The 17,182-nt window shown below is 62.8% G+C and carries 17 protein-coding genes and 1 other annotated feature; of the genes, 10 read left to right on the top strand and 7 right to left on the bottom strand.

What is annotated here, in order from left to right; all coding sequences use genetic code 11:
• Window positions 1-53 precede the first annotated feature (53 nt).
• The 5 genes from AT701_RS24325 to AT701_RS24305 all read left to right on the top strand — a co-directional run bounded on the left by AT701_RS24325 (window position 54) and on the right by AT701_RS24305 (window position 4,242).
• Window positions 54-935: an LLM class flavin-dependent oxidoreductase gene (locus AT701_RS24325; RefSeq protein ID WP_003896372.1), complete on the top strand. Its 882-nt coding sequence runs from the start codon at window positions 54-56 to the stop codon at window positions 933-935.
• On the top strand, window positions 932-1,612 hold the full coding sequence (locus AT701_RS24320; RefSeq protein ID WP_011730220.1) for a DUF899 domain-containing protein: 681 nt from the start codon (window positions 932-934) through the stop codon (window positions 1,610-1,612). The genes AT701_RS24325 and AT701_RS24320 overlap by 4 nt, the downstream gene beginning before the upstream one ends.
• Window positions 1,613-1,698: 86 nt before the next feature.
• Entirely contained in the window at window positions 1,699-2,100 is a 402-nt protein-coding gene (locus AT701_RS24315; RefSeq protein ID WP_003896370.1) for a hypothetical protein, read from the top strand.
• 109 nt (window positions 2,101-2,209) lie between these two features.
• Complete coding sequence (locus AT701_RS24310; protein ID WP_058126758.1) at window positions 2,210-3,013, top strand: TetR/AcrR family transcriptional regulator; 804 nt, start codon at window positions 2,210-2,212, stop codon at window positions 3,011-3,013.
• A 2-nt stretch (window positions 3,014-3,015) separates the two neighbouring features.
• Entirely contained in the window at window positions 3,016-4,242 is a 1,227-nt protein-coding gene (locus AT701_RS24305; RefSeq protein WP_058126757.1) for an FAD-dependent oxidoreductase, read from the top strand.
• On the opposite strand, the gene AT701_RS24300 is transcribed toward AT701_RS24305, so the two are convergent.
• Entirely contained in the window at window positions 4,234-5,493 is a 1,260-nt protein-coding gene (locus AT701_RS24300; RefSeq protein WP_058126756.1) for a condensation domain-containing protein, read from the bottom strand. The genes AT701_RS24305 and AT701_RS24300 overlap by 9 nt on opposite strands.
• Window positions 5,494-5,792: 299 nt before the next feature.
• On the opposite strand from AT701_RS24300, the gene AT701_RS24295 reads away from it, so the two are divergent.
• The gene (locus AT701_RS24295; RefSeq protein ID WP_223495738.1) at window positions 5,793-6,038 is read left to right on the top strand and encodes a hypothetical protein; all 246 of its coding nucleotides are present in this window, start codon (window positions 5,793-5,795) and stop codon (window positions 6,036-6,038) included.
• Window positions 6,039-6,053: 15 nt separating this feature from the next.
• Here AT701_RS24295 and AT701_RS24290 read toward each other — a convergent pair whose 3' ends face one another.
• From AT701_RS24290 to AT701_RS24270, 5 genes are all read right to left on the bottom strand, one after another.
• Complete coding sequence (locus tag AT701_RS24290; RefSeq protein WP_058126755.1) at window positions 6,054-7,007, bottom strand: hypothetical protein; 954 nt, start codon at window positions 7,005-7,007, stop codon at window positions 6,054-6,056.
• Entirely contained in the window at window positions 7,007-7,513 is a 507-nt protein-coding gene (locus tag AT701_RS24285; RefSeq protein WP_223495735.1) for a hypothetical protein, read from the bottom strand. The genes AT701_RS24290 and AT701_RS24285 overlap by 1 nt, the downstream gene beginning before the upstream one ends.
• Entirely contained in the window at window positions 7,510-8,850 is a 1,341-nt protein-coding gene (locus tag AT701_RS24280; protein WP_058126754.1) for a glycosyltransferase family 2 protein, read from the bottom strand. Before AT701_RS24280 ends, AT701_RS24285 begins: the two co-directional genes overlap by 4 nt.
• 236 nt (window positions 8,851-9,086) lie before the next feature.
• Window positions 9,087-9,515, bottom strand: coding sequence for a hypothetical protein (locus tag AT701_RS24275; protein WP_058126753.1), 429 nt, complete (start codon window positions 9,513-9,515; stop codon window positions 9,087-9,089).
• A 471-nt stretch (window positions 9,516-9,986) separates the two neighbouring features.
• On the bottom strand, window positions 9,987-10,991 hold the full coding sequence (locus AT701_RS24270; RefSeq protein ID WP_058126752.1) for a hypothetical protein: 1,005 nt from the start codon (window positions 10,989-10,991) through the stop codon (window positions 9,987-9,989).
• Between the two features lie 170 nt (window positions 10,992-11,161).
• Here AT701_RS24270 and AT701_RS24265 point away from each other — a divergent pair, with 170 nt between their 5' ends.
• The 3 genes from AT701_RS24265 to AT701_RS24255 all read left to right on the top strand — a co-directional run bounded on the left by AT701_RS24265 (window position 11,162) and on the right by AT701_RS24255 (window position 15,218).
• Complete coding sequence (locus tag AT701_RS24265; RefSeq protein WP_157892580.1) at window positions 11,162-12,526, top strand: hypothetical protein; 1,365 nt, start codon at window positions 11,162-11,164, stop codon at window positions 12,524-12,526.
• 527 nt (window positions 12,527-13,053) lie between these two features.
• Entirely contained in the window at window positions 13,054-14,244 is a 1,191-nt protein-coding gene (locus tag AT701_RS24260) for a tyrosine-type recombinase/integrase (RefSeq protein WP_058126750.1), read from the top strand.
• Entirely contained in the window at window positions 14,241-15,218 is a 978-nt protein-coding gene (locus AT701_RS24255; protein ID WP_058126749.1) for a hypothetical protein, read from the top strand. Before AT701_RS24260 ends, AT701_RS24255 begins: the two co-directional genes overlap by 4 nt.
• Before the next feature lie 135 nt (window positions 15,219-15,353).
• Here the strand turns inward: AT701_RS24255 and AT701_RS24250 are convergent, their stop codons facing one another.
• Window positions 15,354-15,806 carry a hypothetical protein gene (locus AT701_RS24250; RefSeq protein WP_058126748.1) on the bottom strand — a complete coding sequence of 151 codons (453 nt, stop codon included), beginning with the start codon at window positions 15,804-15,806 and terminating at the stop codon, window positions 15,354-15,356.
• 70 nt (window positions 15,807-15,876) lie between these two features.
• On the opposite strand from AT701_RS24250, the gene AT701_RS24240 reads away from it, so the two are divergent.
• Window positions 15,877-17,138, top strand: a protein-coding gene (locus tag AT701_RS24240) for an IS3 family transposase (protein WP_085989543.1) whose coding sequence is annotated in 2 segments (ribosomal slippage) — window positions 15,877-16,180 and window positions 16,180-17,138 — 1,263 coding nt in all. Because the reading frame shifts where the segments join, the coding sequence is not laid out codon by codon here.
• Window positions 16,176-16,307 (top strand) — a sequence feature (AL1L pseudoknot). Its footprint overlaps the gene before it by 132 nt.
• Window positions 17,139-17,182: the final 44 nt, after the last annotated feature.

Genomic DNA, 17,182 nt, shown 5'->3' with positions numbered 1-17,182 from the left:
CCGGGTGGGGGTTAACCACCCCTCGATGGGAGACTCGATCAGTGCGGATTGGGATGACCCTGCCGGTCATGGAACCACAGTTGGATGCGGCCACACTGCGGGCGTGGGCACACGTCATCGACGGTGGCCCGTTCTCGTCGTTGTGCTGGGGCGAACGCATCGCGTTCGACAATCCGGACAGCCTGACCCTGCTGGGAGCGCTCGCGGCGTGGACCGACCGCGTGCGGCTGGTGACCACGGTGATCGTCCCGCAACTGCACGATCCGGTGGCGCTCGCGAAGGCCCTGGCCACCGGCGACATGCTCAGCGGCGGCAGGCTGACCGTCGGCCTCGGCATCGGCGGGCGCGAAGAGGACTACCGAGCCGTGGGCGCCGACCTGTCGGCGCAGAACCGCAAGGGGCTCGCGGACGCGGTCGCGGTGATGAAGCGCGTGTGGGCCGGCGAGAAGGTCACCGAATCGGTGCTGCCGGTCGGACCGCCACCAGCGCAGACCGGCGGACCGCCGCTGCACATCGGCACCATAGGCCCGAAGACCGTGCGCGACGCCGCGGCATGGGCCGACGGTGTCGCGGGCACCACGCTGGACCTCGACCTCGGCAAGCAGGCCGAGCTGTTCCAGATCGCGAGGTCGGCCTGGGCGCAGGAGGGCAAGCCGAAACCGCATCTGGCGACGTCGTTCTGGTTCGCGCTCGGCGAGCCCGAGGTGGCCCGCGCCCAGGTCCACCGGCATCTGCTCCGCTACATGAACTGGATCCCGGCCGAGTACGTCGACGCCATGGCGCCCACCACCGGGTGGGCGGGCACCGAGGACGATCTGGTCGAGCTGCTCGGCAAGTTCGAGGACATCGGCACCGACGAGATCCACCTGATCCCGACGAGCGCCAACATCGATCAGCTGCGCCGGGTGGCCGAGGCGGTACAGAATTTCGCATGACCTCAGGGCTGCCACCGATCGTCTCGCGCGCCGAATGGGAGGCGCGACGCGCCGAGTTGCTCGTCCGTGAAAAGGAGCTGACCCGCCTCAAGGATGCCGTCAGCGCCGCACGCCGTCGGATGCCCATGGTGGACATCACCGAAAAAGCCGCGGGCGACTACGTTTTCGACACCGAGACCGGGCCGGTGTCACTGCTCGACCTGTTCGACGGCAGGCGCCAGCTCATCGTGCAGCACTTCATGTTCCACCCCGACTGGGCCGAGGGTTGTGTCGGCTGCTCGATGATGGCCGATCACGTCGGGCCGCTGTCACACCTGCACGCCAAGGACACGTCGTTCGCGTTGGTGTCCCGCGCGCCTGTGGGGGCGCTGCTCGCGTTCCGAGACCGCATGGGCTGGGACCTGCCGTGGGTGTCGTCGGGTGCGACGACGTTCAACGAGGACTTCCACGTCACGGTCGACGACGAGGAGCACCACGGGATCAGCGTGTTCCTGCGCGACGGGCAGCGGGTGTTCCACACGTATTCGACCTACCGGCGCGGCGAGGAACCCTTCATGGTGGTGTTCGACCTGCTGGACCTCACGCCGTACGGCCGTCAGGAGACCTGGGAGGACTCGCCGCAGGGTTGGCCGCAGCGCCCGCCGTACGAGTGGATGCGCCTGCACGACGCGTACTGAGCTCCCGGTTCGCGGTGCATGAGCGCCGGAGGAAAGCTAACGTTCGGGTGTACTGCAACAGCAGGATCAGAACGGTTGGGGGACCCATGATGCAGAACAAACTGATCGCCGCGACGGTCGCCGCGGGGGCGCTCTGTGCCGGTGTCGCGCTGGCCGCGCCGGCAGCCGCCGATTCCCAGAGCTCCGTCGGATGCTCGCCGTGCAACCGGGTGTCCTCGACGGGCCCGGGCAAGACGTCGTCGTCCGCCGCGCCCGTGCCCGTCCTCGGCGATTCGGATTCGAGGGAGACCGTCGCGGACAAGCTGGCCAACCTCCCCGGCGGCACCGCCCAGAAGTGGGTCGACTTCCCGGGCGACACCGCCGAGAAGTGGGCGAACTTCCCGGGTGACACCGCCCAGAAGTGGGCAACGTTCCCGCTTGAGACCGCGGCGAAGTGGGCCGGTCTGGGGGGTTTGACCAAAGCAGCCAAGAAACTGGGCCTCGGCTGAGTTCTGGCTGTTCGGCAGGAACGAGCGGGCGTGGATTTCGCGCACGCTCGTTTTTTCGCCGCTGTTGACACACGGGTATAGGATTCCTATAACGCTGATTCGACGGGAGGTGATCGCGGTGGCGGTCCCCGAAGAACTCGTCGATGCGGCACTGCGCGCCGCGGCGGAGCTGGGCAGGGGGGTCGCCGACGTGCCTGCCGAAGTGATCGCGCGTCATGCGGGAATGTCGCGAAGCACGCTGCTGCGCCGCCTGGGGGGCTCCCGCTCGGCCCTCGACCAGGCCGTACGCGCGCGCGGCACCGATCCAGGCGGCCTGCCCCCGGTGCGGGTGCGCGCGGTCGGCGCGGCAGCCGAGCTGATCGGCGAGATCGGTTTGGGTGCTGTCACATTGGAGGCGATCGCCGACAGGGCCGAATGCTCCGTGCCCAGCCTCCACGCGGTCTTCGGCACACGTGACGGTCTGCTGCGCGAGGTTTTCGAGCAGTACAGCCCGGTCCGCGATGTCGAGGCGTTCCTGTCGCAGCGCCACGGCGACCTGCGCGACACCGTGCGGGCGTTCTACGGCATGCTCACGCGGGCGCTGGACCGCCCACCGCGGGTGGTGCCGGCCATCTTCGCCGAGGCCTTGGCGCGGCCGCACAGCCCCGCTGTGCAGGCCGTCGTCGGTCACGGTGCGCCACGGATGCTCGGACTGCTCGCCGAGTGGCTCACCGGCGAGGTTGCGGCCGGACGCGTGCGAGATCTACCTGTCCTGTTGCTGGCACAGCAGTTGATGGCGCCGATGCTGATGCACCTGTTCGTGCGCCCGACCAGCGCGAACCTGGCCTTCGTGGGCCTACCCGACATCGACAGCGCCTGCGACGTGTTCGCCGATACCTTCGTGCGCGCCGTCACCACGGGAGAAAGCGAGTGACGATGACCGAGAAGACCACATGCGCCGTCGTCGGAGGCGGTCCCGCAGGCATGGTGCTGGGCCTGCTGCTGGCCCGCGCGGGGATCGAGGTCACGGTGTTCGAGAAGCACGCCGACTTCCTGCGCGACTTCCGCGGGGACACCGTGCATCCGGCGACCCTGCGCCTGCTCGACGAACTGGGCCTGTTCGAGAAGTTCGACGCGCTGCAGCACAGCCGCGTCGAACGGGCGCGGTTCGACCTCGGTGGCCGCGAGGTCACGGTCGTCGACTTCGGCAGGCTGAACCTGCCGCACCGCTACATCGCCCTTGTGCCGCAATGGGATTTCCTCGATCTGCTCGCCGATGCGGCCAAGGAGGAACCCACGTTCACCCTGCGCATGCAGACCGAGGTCACGGGGCTGCTCAAAGACGGCGACACCGTCACCGGCGTCCGCTACCACGCCCCCGACGGGCCGGGGGAGTTGCGCGCCGATCTCACCGTCGCGTGCGACGGACGCACGTCACGCGTGCGCAAAGAGGCCGGGCTGGCGCCGCGGGAGTACCCCGTCCCCTTCGACGTGGGCTGGTTCCGCATCGACCGCATCAAGGAGACCGCCTACCAACTGACACCGCGGATCTCGTCCGGGCAGGCGCTCATCCTCATTCCGCGTGAGGGCTACTTCCAGGCCGGCTGCTTCCTGCCCAAGGGCGGCGAGAAGCAGTTGCACGCACGCGGGCTCGAGGTGTTCCGTGCGCAGGTCGCCGAAGCGGTGCCCGAGGCCTCGGTCGACCGGCTGACGTCGTGGGCCGACGTCAAGGTGCTGGACGTCAAGCTCAACCGGTTGCGCCGCTGGTACCGCGACGGGTTGCTGTGCATCGGCGACGCCGCACACGCGATGTCCCCGGTCGGCGGCGTCGGCATCAACCTCGCGATCGCCGACGCGGTCGCCGCTGCGCGCATCCTCGCCGAACCGCTGCGCACCGGCCGGGTCACCCGGCGCGACCTGGCCGCTGTCGAGAAGCGCCGGTACGTGCCTGCCGCGGTTATCCAGGCGGTCCAGCGGGTGCTGCACATCGGTCTGCGGCGGGCGCTGCTCGGCGGCGAGATCAGACAGCCGCCCGAGCGCGTGCTGAAGGCCGTGGGCGCGGTGCTCAGCCGGTTCCCGGGCCTGGCGAAGGTCCCGGCCTATCTGGTGGGGGTGGGACCGCTGCCCGAACATGCACCTGATTTCGCGCGGCGCTCACGCTGATTCGTCGACCAGGGTTTGCGCGACGGGTTCGAGGAACTCCTGCACGGGTGCGTACCCACACGCCACCATGCGCAGGACTCCCGCGTAGGTGGTGATCCCGATGACGACGTTGCCGGCGATCTGGCTTTCGAGCACCGGGGCCCACACCGCCGTCGGCCGCAGCGGACCCGTCCCCTCGAGGTCCTGGATGCCCAGGTTCGTGATCAACAGGTCGAACGGTATGGCCCTGGTGAACACCTCCTCGGCGGTTGCGGTGTCGGCATCGACGCCGATGAGCTGTTGAACCCCTGCCGAGGCAGCCAGGGTTCTGGGCGCCGAGCGGGCCGCGGCCAGATCCGCGGTCACGTTGCGCGCCTGATCCCAGAACGACGCGCCGTCTTGTGGCGCCATACCGGTGATGACGCAGCTGAAGTACGGCGCGACCTCGTCGTCGGCCCGGATCAGTGACCTGAAGTTGATGGGGCTCAGCACGCGTACGAAGTCTTCGCCACCCCACCGGTTGCGTACGCGCGAGGCCGCGGTGACGATCGCCGCGTGCACCGTGGTGCGCTCGGCGCGGCACCGGCGCAGTAGGGCCGCCGTGTCGTGGGCCGGTATCGCCAAGCTGTGGATGGTGGTCGGGGTTCTGTCGAACTCGCGCACCGACGTGGGCCTGAGCATGCGCGGGTCCGGATCCGGCGGCGTGACGAGCGTCCACTGCTGCCTCGGGCCGAACACGTTCTCCAGCATCACTTCTTGCGAGGGCGGCACGGGAAGAACCGGCAGCGTCTCGCCGTTGAGTACAGCAAGGACGTCACGAAGGGCCTGGATTGTCGAGATACCGTCGCCGATGGTGTGGTCGATGGTGAGCAGTAGTGCCGATGACGTGGCGTCGACGAGCAGAACCGCGCGCATCAGCGGTGCCCGTGACCGGTCGAAGGGTTCGACGAACTCCTCGGCGGCCACCGCCTGCCAATTTGTGGTCTCGACCACGCGCAGCGGTACCGGTTCGGGATTCTCGATGCGATGAAACCCGAGGCGGCCGCCTTGCCGGTCCTCGACGTGCACCTGCAGCAGCGGATGACGTCTGCTGAGGAGTTCCAGTGCCGATCGCACCGCATCTTCGTCGAGGACGTCGTCGAACTCGGCAACCAGCATGAAATGCACCGGGTTTCGGTCGCTGTAGCGGTAGAACAGGCGCTCGAGCGCATCGACGGGGCGTACGAGCGTGGCAGTTTCGGTGGCGGTGTGGTCCTGCCGGCTTGAGGTCATACGCGAAGCTCCATTTTCTTTCGGGGTGTCTGTTCTTCGCGACGCCTTGGGTGGCTCGTCTTACCTCCCCAGTTGTGAACTACCTGATCATGATTCGTGAGTTCGCTGATATGCCGCACGTGGGACCGTTTGCGCCAGGTGTTTGCCGACTGTGGTCTTCGTCTCGTTGCACGCGGAATAAAACCGGCACCGGATGCCTTACACAAAGCGGCGTCGCTCACAGGGGGCGGTCGACCCGAGACCGAGTGGAGTGGTCAGAGGTGTACTCACAGACGCGAATTTCTCATATAGCCCGGAAGGTGCGAATTCCCAAGGCGCGCTTCAAGATCGTGTCAGGCATTGTCGGCCTGGCAGCAGTCGTCGCGATGGCCGCGTTGAGTTTGATGTCAAGCTATTCGCCCGTCAGCGGGCCGGATTACGCGATGGGGCCCATGCAGACGGGCGCCACCGTCACGCAGTCGACTGCGCCTACAGCGCCGGAAACGTCGGTAGCCAAGCCGCCGTTCACGTGGACCACGCCTGAGGGTTTCGCGGTACCGCACTGATCTGTTGCGTGCAGGTCAGACGCTGTCTGATCCGTTGAATACGACCAGTTCGTGATCGACCCAGGTGTCGATCTTCGCCGATTCGAGTGTCAATTCGTAGACCAGTTCGCGACGCTGGTCCTGTTCGGTCATGCCGTCGAGGTATTCGGGCACCTGATCTCGGTACAGCCCGGCGATTGCGCCAAAGGGCAGACCGGACCGTGCAATTCGGACACGATTGCTGCTGATCGTCGCACCGTCGGCATTCGGCACGGTGATCAATGCGACAGCGCCGCTGTCGAATTCACGCACCTTCGGTGAATCCGGCGATGTGGTGACGAACCACACACCGGGCCGGTCTGTCTTGACGAAGCGCATGAAACGGCTTGATACTTCGCCTCTTTCGTTCACGCTCGACACCACGAGCAAGGTGGTCCCGGTGACGACTGCGTTGAACATCTCGAGTCCGCGCTGCCTGAACCTGGCGATTTCGCCGCTGTGCGCCTTGACGAACGCAAGCGCATCGTCCACGCACTCGAAGCGCTGCTCGCTGTCGACGACGTACAGGATCTGCCCGATGTAGACCGAGATGTCCTCGCCGCGGTGGTAGAACTGCTGCCAGCGTCGTCCGGCGTGCAGATCGCCGCCGTACTTGTGGTGCAGTCGGCGCTCCTTGTTGGCGAGCAACTTCTCCCCGGCCGGAGTGCGCACCCAGCCGGCCCCGGACAGCGCGCCGAACACCGAACCGACGGCGAAAACCACAAGTGACATGCGCCACGGGTCGGACACGTACCGCAAAGTGTTTCCCAGACCGACGCAGACGCCTGTCATCACGCCCGCCACGACCACGGCCCACGTGGCCACCAGAAGCACGCGGTAGCGCCGGGTTTCGTGGAAGATCGCGTTGGCTGCGCGCTGCCTCTTCTTGAGGTTGAACTCCCGCTGCTTCATGCTCTCGATCAGCAGCCGGTCTGCGGTCGACAACGACATCAGCCCACTCCATACGTGCGGTAACGATCACGCAGTTCGTATGTCTCGAAGTCGCCGTACGGCTCGATCCGGATGGTCTTCTGCTGCAGGCGAAGATGTTCAGCGCCGTACTTGCTCGTGTACAGGTCGTCGGAGAGCTCCAAGCGCTGAGCCAGACGCTTCTGGTCGTACGTCATCCGTCGATCGCGGTCTCTACTCTGCCATCGGTTGACCAGATGCAATGCCAGGAACCCGATCACGAAAACCACGAACAGAAAACCCAGGTAGCGGATCGTCAGGTCGAACATCACGAAACCCTCGTGATAGCTCCACCACCCGCCCTCGGTGTTCCGGTGCGTGACAGCGGAAATCAGAATGACCACCGGAAGCACGACGAAGAACCATCCGATCGCGACGCAGATCAGTTGCGCGACTTTCCTGGACAGCGGCGCAGCACCGAAGAACCAGTCCACGGTGACGTCTTTCTCGTGCACCTCGTGCACGACGTAGGCCGGCTTCTCCGTCACGGGCGCCCCGTCTCCGTGCCGTGATCTGTGGTCGCCTGCTCGATCTCCTGCAGGCTGGCCGACCGGTCGGGTGACTTCCAGACACCACCCTCTTTCTGTGCCCATATCTTGCGGACGGTCGGGATGAACTCATAGACGACGGTCCCGGTGTTCACCATCCAATAGATGAGCATGTAGAAGGGCGCGAAGAGGATGTACTTGAGGGTCTTGCCGCCGTCGTTGTAGTACGAGGCCGCGGTGAGTTGGACGACACCGACGACCATCTGCATCGCCACGAAAATGCCGACCATGTACCAGTTGTGGACGAAGCGTTCCCAGTTCTGGGTGCCGGCGAAGTAAACCTGGCTCAGGATGAAAAGCGCCATGGCGACCCAGTACAGGAAGCTCCAGGCGATGCTGAACCCGTAATCGAGAATCACCGGCATCATCCGGTAGTTGCGCAGCGGGTGCCTCATCAACGGCCAGCCTTTGGTCAGCAGCACGTAGATGCCGCCCGATGACCAGCGACGCCGTTGCTTGACCAGTGACCTGAGGTGCTCCGGAACGTCCAGGAAAAACCGGATATGGGGTGCGAAGAGGGCGCGCCAGCCCGCGGTCTGCATGTCCCATGCGATGGCGATGTCCTCGGTCGGTTGTTCGGCGTGCCAGCCGCCGACGTCGAGCACGGCCTGCTTGCGGTACATCGTGTTGGCGCCGGAGAACGCGAACAGCGCCCCGTAGGACATCTGCGACCGCTTGATGAGGCCGATGATCGAGTTCAACTCGTTCTCCTGTGCCAGCGCGGTGATGGTGGTGCGGTTGGCGGCCAGCATGTTTCCCGTGACACCCCCGACGTTGTGGCCGCCCGCGCGTTCGAAGTAGCTCATGTACTGCCACAGCGCGTCGGGGTTCGGCTTGGTGTCGGCATCGTTCGACAGGATGAAGTCGCCTTTGGCGAACGCGAGGGCGACGTTCAGGCCGTGCGCCTTGCCTCGGTTCTTGACGATCGTGACGACACGAAGGTCCGGATATTGGTCCTGCAGATCGGCCAGGATCTGCGGCGTCTTGTCGGTCGACGCATCGTCGATGACGAGAATCTCGAATTTATCGGGCGGATAGTTGATCTGGTTCTGCAGATAGTGGATCGTGCCGGCGATCGAGGCTTCTTCGTTGTGCGCAGGAATGAAGATCGAGACGAACGGCGTTCCGTATTCGAGATGACGCGGCAGTTCGCGCTTCTCCATGAACACGTGGTAGTAGAAGCTCGACACGATGAACGCCAGGCCGCCCACGATCGGGTAGGCGACCAGCACGAAGATCAGGATCTGGACGAACCACTCGCCGGCAGTCGTGGGCATACGAGACCCTCTTTCGGCGTGTCACTGTCAGGTGCCAACTGACTCGGATGCCGATCAACGTGACTGTATCGCGGCGAGAGGTTTCGATTCCGGCGGTCGAGAATTTCTCTTTGCCGACTGTTTTGGTAGTCAATTGAATCCGCAAAAAGTGAATGCGGTGAGAAAGTCCCGGATAAACGATCAGTGGCGACCCGCTGAGCGGATCGCCACTGATTGAGTGGATCGTGAGTGGGGCGTCAGCCTTCGTTGCCGCCGCCGCCGTTCTCGCCGCCGCCGCCGTTCTCGTTGCCGCCGCCGTTACCGCCGCCGCCCCCTCCTCCGACGCCCCACTTTTCAGCGAGGTCGCCGGGGAAATCGGTCCACTTCTTGGCGGTCTTGCCGGGGAATTCGGCCCACTTGTTGGCGGTGTCAGCGGGGAAACCGGCCCACTTGCCGGCGAGGTCACCGGGGAACGTAGCCCACTTGTTGGCCTGGATGTCGACCGCGCAGGTCCACCTCTCGGTGTAGCTCGGCGTGTAGTCCTGCGTCTCCCCGTCGACCTCAACGCCGTTGTTGATCTTGTCGACGACGTCGGAGCAGTTGGGTGCTGCCGAGGCAGGCGCGGCGAAGGCAAGCCCCGCACCGAGTGCTCCGGCGGCCACCGCCGCTGCGATGAACTTGTTCATGTCTGTGTCCCCTGTGTCCTGGAGTGATGCGCACAACTCGTAGCGCCAGCGTAATCGGTCGGAGGCGGTTGCGGCCAGCAAGTTTCTGCGGGGATTTGAAAAAATTCCCGATAAGCTGTGTGAGAGGTGCCACGGTCCGCGTGGAGAGTGTCTGATCTGAGTGTCCCCGCAGGGTGGGTACCTCAGTAGGTGCCATTAACGGAGGATGGAGCTTGATCGCACGCTGAGGCGAGGCCGATTTGCCGCTTTTAGCGCGCGTCTGAATCTGCCCTCAATGCGCTCAGAAGACTTCTTCGACGTGTTCACGCGGGCCGCTGGGGTAGTCGGCAGCGGCCGCCGCGGGCCGACTGTTCGTGCTGTATCGGCGTCGTGCAGCGTGCGGGCCTTGGGAACTGACGGCTTACCCGCGAAGCCGCTGCGGTCGGACTCCGCCCCAAGGCTCTTGGGAATGTGTTTTTCCGGTCTTGATGTTCAGGCCGACTGATCCGGCCAGCCTTCTTCATCGATCTGCTTAATCGCGTGGTGAAGGCCATTCAGAAAAAGCGCGGCCTGCTGGGTGTGTTTCCGATAGTCCTCGACACCCTCGACGCCGAACACTTTGTCGTCAGACTGCAGCGTTCGGTCAAGCTTGTCTTTCTCCCAGCGTATATAGCTCAAAATCCATTGATGCGCCATGTCCATACTGGCCGGTGGCCTTGCGCCGAAGCCGTTATGGACGTGTGTGAAATCGGCAAGGGGGCTTGCTGTAGTGGCTAGTGCGGAAACTAAAATCGAGTTCGAGTCGTCATTAAACCAAGAAAGACCCAACTCGATTCTGCGCGAGCGCACGTATACATTTACCACAGACCAAGTTGAAAGCACGCGTGACCATAATTTCAGCAACTCATCTATATTGCCGACTTTCGCTGTCACCGAATCAATCTTCCGCTTGAACTCGGCTTCTTTGGATTTCAGGTACGCGATGAGTTCGTCGTGCTGGTCCTGGGTCGGAGAAACGAAGGGTTTCTGGCCTCGGTAATCCTGGAGACGCTTAAAGATCTCTTCGTACAGCGGATAGACCTCGTGGAGTGCGATGCTGAGCAACGCATTGCGTCGAGTAGGAGAGCCAAATTCAAATGCCGCACTGCGGAAGTCGCGCCATGCTGCGGCGGTCACACGCTTGGCTTTGGCTAACTCGACGTTATCCTCGCGCTTTCCAATTACAGTTTGGAGAACCACTAGCGCAACCGGCACCCCCACTAAAAATCCCGTCAAGCCGGCGAGAATGTTGGGTATGTAGGAGTGGCTTCGCAGCCACTCTCCGTTGAATCGCGTGAGCAATGCAGGTTCAGTAAAACCAATCCCGAGATCGGTGAGTGAGAGCGAAATGCAGAGAATAATTCCCGCGACGAACATCAGGCCAAGGAAGGTCAAAGTTGTGGCGCTGAAGCCAAGAGCTTCCTCTATGCGTTGCCTGCGGTGTTTGAAACTGCTCACGAGCGGATGCTATCGAATAGCATCTCTGGCTCGTGTGCAGGTGGCTCGCCGACCAGTGGGAACTGTTCCGACCTGTGTCGTAAAAGCGCTCGAACGCGCTTTGGCGGTTCGCCTGCTTGTCGGTACCGAGGCATAGGATCGGACGCTAAGTTAGAAAGGGGCAGGATCCAGTGGCTGGCGAAGGCAATACCGATGACAACGATCCTGTGCTGCTTCGGTGCTGGTTGGATTGGCTCAGCAGATTCATCGCATCATTACCGCGGCTAGACGGTGACACTCCGCTGGACTTTTGCGAGAGCGCCTCCGATGCGTGGCACAGTGGTCTTTCGCCGGATACTGCGCCACCGCCGGGCACTCCAGCGATGGTGATCATTGCCGAGACGTCGCGCGCGTTGGTACAGGCGATGAACTCCGCAACAAGAGACCACTACGAGACGCCCGATGCTAGGGACCGGGCCACTCGTGCTGAAGCCGAGCAATCGCTGCGTGAAGCGCTAGAGCGCCTGCTGCAGGAAGGCGAAACGTGGCTCACCGATGTAATGCCCACCGCTGAACAGATCAGACAGCGAATGCCTCTCACTGGGGCAACTTTTACAGCGGCGCTGGATGTTGGCGCACACATCGAAGCTAAGTTGGATGCGGATGACGCTGAAGCCGGGGCGGACCCTTACGGGGCGATCTTGTTTCATCGGGACCCAAACCGGTCTGACGCACCGATCTTCGAAAAGGTGGCCTCTTTCACCCCGGCTGATCACACCCGTTATCTCCACGCATACAGAGCGCTGGAGAAGATGTTAGAGGCTGACTTGTTTCAGCATCTTTCCGATGAAAGCGACCGGCTTTGTGATGTGGTGATCGACATCATCACCCACCTTCAAGCTGGCGGTATATCGTTCACCGATACCGAGGCGATAGAGGAGCGCAAGCGCAAGTTGCGGTCTGCGCTGGTTTCGTTCACTGGTGCCCTTCAAATTCTAGAAGAACAGACGATCAGGAGAGCTCGGGAGAAGTTCGGGCGGTTCGCGCATGAAACGCGGTCCGCCCGAAAGTTGTTCAAAAACTTGAAGAAGAAGTCATTCGACTACCGTTGGCTGATGGTGCAGGGAGACGTGTTGCGACACGTAAGTATCGACGCTTTCAAGTACAACTTCGCCGCAAGTTTGCACGGTGAGCCTGCAGTTGTTGTCGATGTCGACCGCAGCGCGCTGCTCGACTACACCAAGTGGTCTTGGAATAAGCGATGGCTGAAACGTAGCGAACTGCAAGCGATGGACTCCGACCCGAGCGTGTTGGCGATGATCCAAAACATTCAACCGCTCATCCGCGACCTGCATCCCCAAATTGAGGCCGTTCTGTACCCCGACGTGGCATACAACGCCGAGGTGGTGCGGGAACTCATCGGTCGCTTCGGGGGCAGGCGCGGGATGTACGCACTTCAGACGGGGCCTGGTTTTACCCATCGTGTGAAAGTGCCGCCCTTCAGCCTGCTCTCTCCCCACGTCCTGGCTTTCGCCGACGGATTCCAACCCGATTAAGGAGCCGCGCAGTCGGTCGGTTCAGCAAGTTCGGCACTTGAACATCCTCATGTGAATCAGCCCGCCAGTCTTGCAGTGATTCCACGCTATCGGGCCACGGTGACGGCAAAACGTGCGATGTACAGCACCTCGGCGGCGGCCTTTTGGGCGATCACTGCGGCTGAGGAGTCGCACAGCGACGCCCTGCGGCCAGCAGTCGCATGGAGCTGTGGACTCCGTCAAAAAACAGGTGGCGCATGGGAAAAATTGCAATGCCGCGTGCCTTGCCAGGAAGAGACTGGGTGCCCCCGGCAGGATTCGAAAGTGCCGTCCGTTGAAGCGCCGATATGAGTGGTGACCTGCAATCACTTTGCAACACAACCGATTTGAGTCCAAGAAAGTTCGCTCACTTCGCGCACCCTGCACAGGGTAGAATGGTTCACATCGTTGGAACATAGTTGGGACCTAGCAAACCCACTGGTTAACGACGAGGGCCGCAGGATTCCTACCGGGAACCCGGTGGGATTTCACGAAGGGGTGCATACGAAATGGCCGGTAAAAAGAACCCTCGCGAGTGGGGATCTATTCGCAAGCAACCCACCAAATCGGCGCGCTTCCAAGCGTCTTACATCGGTCCCGATCTGCGGCGGCACTTCGCGCCAGTCACCTTCGACTCGAAAATGATCGCCGAACGATGGCTCAACAAAGAAAAGGAACGGATCGACCGGTGCGCGGCGAGCGATGAGGGACTGTCGTCGTGGAAACCGCCCGAAGTGATCACCGAGGAAAATAAGGCCGTGGCGGTCACCGTCGCCGAATACGCGAAAGCGGTGATCAGTGAACGCAACCTCAAACCGCGAACCCGAATCGGTTATGAGGCGTCGCTGACGAACTACATCGCGCCCAAGCTCGGCAAGTACGCGGTTCGTGACCTGAGTCCTGCTTTGGTGCGGACGTGGTTCTCCGGCCTCGGCTCGACGCACCCGACGCGCAACGCTCACGCGTACGGTTTGCTCAACATGGTTTGCAATACCGCCGTACGAGACGGATTGATTGAGCGCAACCCCTGCATGATCGAACGGGCAATGAACCCGAAGACCAAGCGCCAGGCCGTTGTGCCAACGATTCCCGAGCTTGAGGCCATTGCCGACAAGTTGGGTGGCGACACCAAAAACGCCCGCTTCCGCGCCCTGGTGTTGATTTCTGCGTGGTGCGGCCTGCGGTACGGGGAAGTGTCGGAGCTGCGCCGAAAAGACTTCGATGCCGATTGCACTGTGGTCACGGTGGCGCGTGGTGTAACCCACCGAAGCGGCGAATGCATCATCGACACGCCTAAAGACGGCAAGCCCGCCAAGGTGGTGATCCCTCCACACATTCGGGATGACATAAGAGCGCACCTAGCCAATCACGTTGATAAAGCGGGTGATTCGCTTCTGTTCACGCCCGCGCGCGGCGGGTGCCACGTCAATGATCGGGTGTTCGCCAAAGACGTTTTCAAACCGGCGCTGAGTGCAGTTGGGCACAACGATATGCGGGTGCACGATCTGCGTCACTTCGCGGGCACCATGACGGCTCAGGTCGGCAACCTGGTCGAGACGATGGCGCGGCTGCGGCATTCCACCCACAAAGCCAGCCTGATCTATCAGCAACAGGTGTCGGGCCGTGACATCGCCGTTGCCGACGCTCTCTCGGCGTTGCGGGCCGATACGTTGGCAGCCAGCGTGGGCGTGTCGGCATGACGCTGATCGTCGCCGCAGTCGTGGGAAATTGGGCGTTCCATGCGAGCGACCGATTCGTTAGCGTCGAGCCGACGCCAGATAATCCAACCGGCGAATACGATCCGCACAGCAACAAGACCGTTGTAGTTCTGGGCATCGACTGTTGGGTCGTGCTGGGCTATACCGGGCTGGCGTTTCTCGACGGCAAGCCGACTGATCGACTCATCGCAGAAGCGATCAGCGGATACGACGAGCTTGCGCCCGCCATGATGACGTTCTGGCAGCCGCCACCGGACTTGCATTACCGAGAGATTCGCAACCGCGTGGAGAACGCGCTGCGAGACGCTTACTCACATCTGCTAGCCAGTGAAAAGAAGCGTGCGACAATCGTTCTCGCGTCAGGTGTGCAACGCAAAGACGGCATGGTAACCAAGGTAATGTTTCGCACTAAGGCCCAAGGTGATTCGGTCACAAGCATCGAAATGCGGCCTGATACACAGCAATTCAAAGCGTTCTACATCGATGCTGTTGGTATGGTGAATAACCCGATCATCGACCGTGCGAAGGCACGATTGACTGCGCTCAGTTGCCCCGCCGATGAAGTCCCCGACCAAGTGAGGGACATTCTCAGGGACGCCGTACTGGAAACGAGCGCGCTCACAGACAAGGTGGGCGACAACGTGATGACTGTCGTGCTCGACAAGCCCGGCCAAGCGATCCGAACCGGGCTTTACATCAGTGACCGCCAACGCCAAGCGGAGCTATTCGAGAAAGCGCGGCAACAGGAACCCGACATGCTCGATCAGTTCGCCGAAAGGCTCACGGTTTCAACACCTTACGTCATGATGCCTGGCGGGATTTGGGGTCCGTCCATCGGCAACCCTGGCGGGTGGGACACAAACGGAATCACTTTTGACTACACCGGCTTTGACAATCAACCGGGTTCGGGTGGGGGCGCGTTCTTTGGGGTGCAGCCGCGCAGAGACGGTCCATGACCGAAAACAGTTGAGCCATAGGGAAATTCCAATTTCCCATCTGCACCGGATGCGTGAATCATTGTTGAGCGCTTCGGGTGCAACGGTTTGACCTGCATAATCAGGTGTTTCCCGGCAGGTTTTGACCCTGCCGGGTTACCGACCGGAGAGACCACGTGGCAACGCCCGCTGCGGTCGGTGCAGTCTCGCATGCCCAGCGGTGCCCATGTTATTTATGCGAGCGGCACGGATCACCGCCTCATCGAGCGGAAGCAAGCCGTCAGGCGGTGGGTCGCTCTCGCCGAACGGGTTCGGTTGATCGTCGTAGCCGTCGATTCCCGGCCCGGTGGCTTCGTCTGGCTGCCAATCGTCATCCTCTGGTGTCATCGGGTGGGCGTCGTTTTGTTGATCGCTCTCTGAGACGATCTCGACGTCGACCGGCTCGTCAGCGTTGGCAGCCACCAGGGCGGGTGGGGGTTTGTCGGAATCGTCTGCGATGCCTTGGGAGCGTCGCCACTCGGCGCGGCTGCCGCTTTGCAACTTCGGCATCTTGTCCAAAAGCTGTTCGTACGGCTTGGCGCTGAGTTCGATTTCGGTCTTGGCTCCCAAACCACCCCGGTCGAGCTGAAACGCCCTGGAAATCCCGGAGGCTCCTGACCTTGGAAACGAGGATGCAGGTATGCCGAAGGAACAGTCGCCCGGGAAACCCACGACGCGTCGATACAGTGCCGAGGAGAAGGCCGCCGCGGTACGGATGGTCCGCACGCTCCGGGCGGAGCTGGGCACCGAGCAGGGCACGGTGCAGCGCGTTGCTCGCCAGCTCGGCTACGGAGTGGAATCGGTGCGCACCTGGGTCCGTCAGGCCGACATCGACGAAGGCCTGGCACCCGGGGTGACGACCGCGGAGTCGAAAAGGGTGCAGGAGCTCGAGCAGGAGAATCGAGAACTCAAGCGCGCCAACGAGATTCTGAAACGTGCAGCGAGTTTCTTCGGGGCGGAGCTCGACCGCCAACACAAGAAATAGTCGAGTTCATCGACGCCAATCGCGAGGAGTTCGGGGTCGAGCCCATCTGCACCGTCCTGCGCAGCGCAGGCCTGCAGGTGGCCCTGAGCACCTACTACGACACCAAAGCCCGGGTCCCGTCGGCGCGGGCCCTGCGGGACGCCGTCCTGGGGCCGGCGTTGTGTCAGCTCTGGAAAGACAACTACTGCGTCTATGGGGCCCGCAAGCTCTGGAAAACCGCCCGCCGCGAGGGTCATGACGTCGGCCGGGATCAGGTGGCCCGGCTGATGCGGGCCGCCGGCATCGAGGGAGTCCGGCGCGGCAAACGGGTCCGCACCACCAAACCCGACCCGGCCGCGGCCCGGCATCCGGATTTGGTGAAGCGCAACTTCACCGCGACCGCCCCGAACCAGCTCTGGGTGACCGACCTGACGTTCGTGCCGACCTGGGCCGGGGTGGCGTATGTGTGCTTCATCATCGACGCGTATTCGCGGATGATCGTGGGCTGGCGGGTAGCCTCGCATATGCGGACCTCGATGGTGCTCGACGCGTTGGAGATGGCGCGGTGGTCACGTGGAAATATGTTGCCAGGCTTGAGATGTCACTCGGATGCCGGGTCGCAATTCACCTCCATTCGCTACGGGGAAAGGCTCGCTGAGATCGGCGCAGTCCCGTCAATCGGGACCGTCGGGGACAGTTTCGACAACGCTCTCGCGGAGACGGTCAACGGCTACTACAAGGCCGAACTGATCTACGGCCCCGCCCGCACCGGGCCATGGAAAACCGTCGAAGACGTCGAGTTGGCGACGCTCAGCTGGGTCTACTGGCACAACACCAGCCGACTACACAGCTACCTCGGCGACATCCCACCTGCCGAGTTCGAAGCTGCGTTCTACGATGCATACCGGACCGACCAACCCTTGATCGGAATCCAATAGCCCGAGCCTCCGGGAAACCCAGGGCGTTTCACGCTGGCGGTTGC

Origin of the sequence: Mycolicibacterium smegmatis, assembly GCF_001457595.1 — a bacterium.
In the GTDB taxonomy this organism is placed as follows: domain Bacteria; phylum Actinomycetota; class Actinomycetes; order Mycobacteriales; family Mycobacteriaceae; genus Mycobacterium; species Mycobacterium smegmatis.
This window is presented reverse-complemented; position numbering and strand designations above follow the sequence as displayed.

Bases quoted from the DNA above. Each gene is read 5' to 3' on its own strand.
- AT701_RS24290 (WP_058126755.1), bottom strand. From the start codon at position 7,007: ATGTCGTTGTCGACCGCAGACCGGCTGCTGATCGAGAGCATGAAGCAG.
- AT701_RS24305 (WP_058126757.1), top strand. From the start codon at position 3,016: ATGACCGAGAAGACCACATGCGCCGTCGTCGGAGGCGGTCCCGCAGGC.
- AT701_RS24275 (WP_058126753.1), bottom strand. From the start codon at position 9,515: ATGAACAAGTTCATCGCAGCGGCGGTGGCCGCCGGAGCACTCGGTGCG.
- AT701_RS24315 (WP_003896370.1), top strand. From the start codon at position 1,699: ATGATGCAGAACAAACTGATCGCCGCGACGGTCGCCGCGGGGGCGCTC.
- AT701_RS24320 (WP_011730220.1), top strand. From the start codon at position 932: ATGACCTCAGGGCTGCCACCGATCGTCTCGCGCGCCGAATGGGAGGCG.
- AT701_RS24300 (WP_058126756.1), bottom strand. From the start codon at position 5,493: ATGACCTCAAGCCGGCAGGACCACACCGCCACCGAAACTGCCACGCTC.
- AT701_RS24325 (WP_003896372.1), top strand. From the start codon at position 54: ATGACCCTGCCGGTCATGGAACCACAGTTGGATGCGGCCACACTGCGG.
- AT701_RS24260 (WP_058126750.1), top strand. From the start codon at position 13,054: ATGGCCGGTAAAAAGAACCCTCGCGAGTGGGGATCTATTCGCAAGCAA.
- AT701_RS24255 (WP_058126749.1), top strand. From the start codon at position 14,241: ATGACGCTGATCGTCGCCGCAGTCGTGGGAAATTGGGCGTTCCATGCG.
- AT701_RS24280 (WP_058126754.1), bottom strand. From the start codon at position 8,850: ATGCCCACGACTGCCGGCGAGTGGTTCGTCCAGATCCTGATCTTCGTG.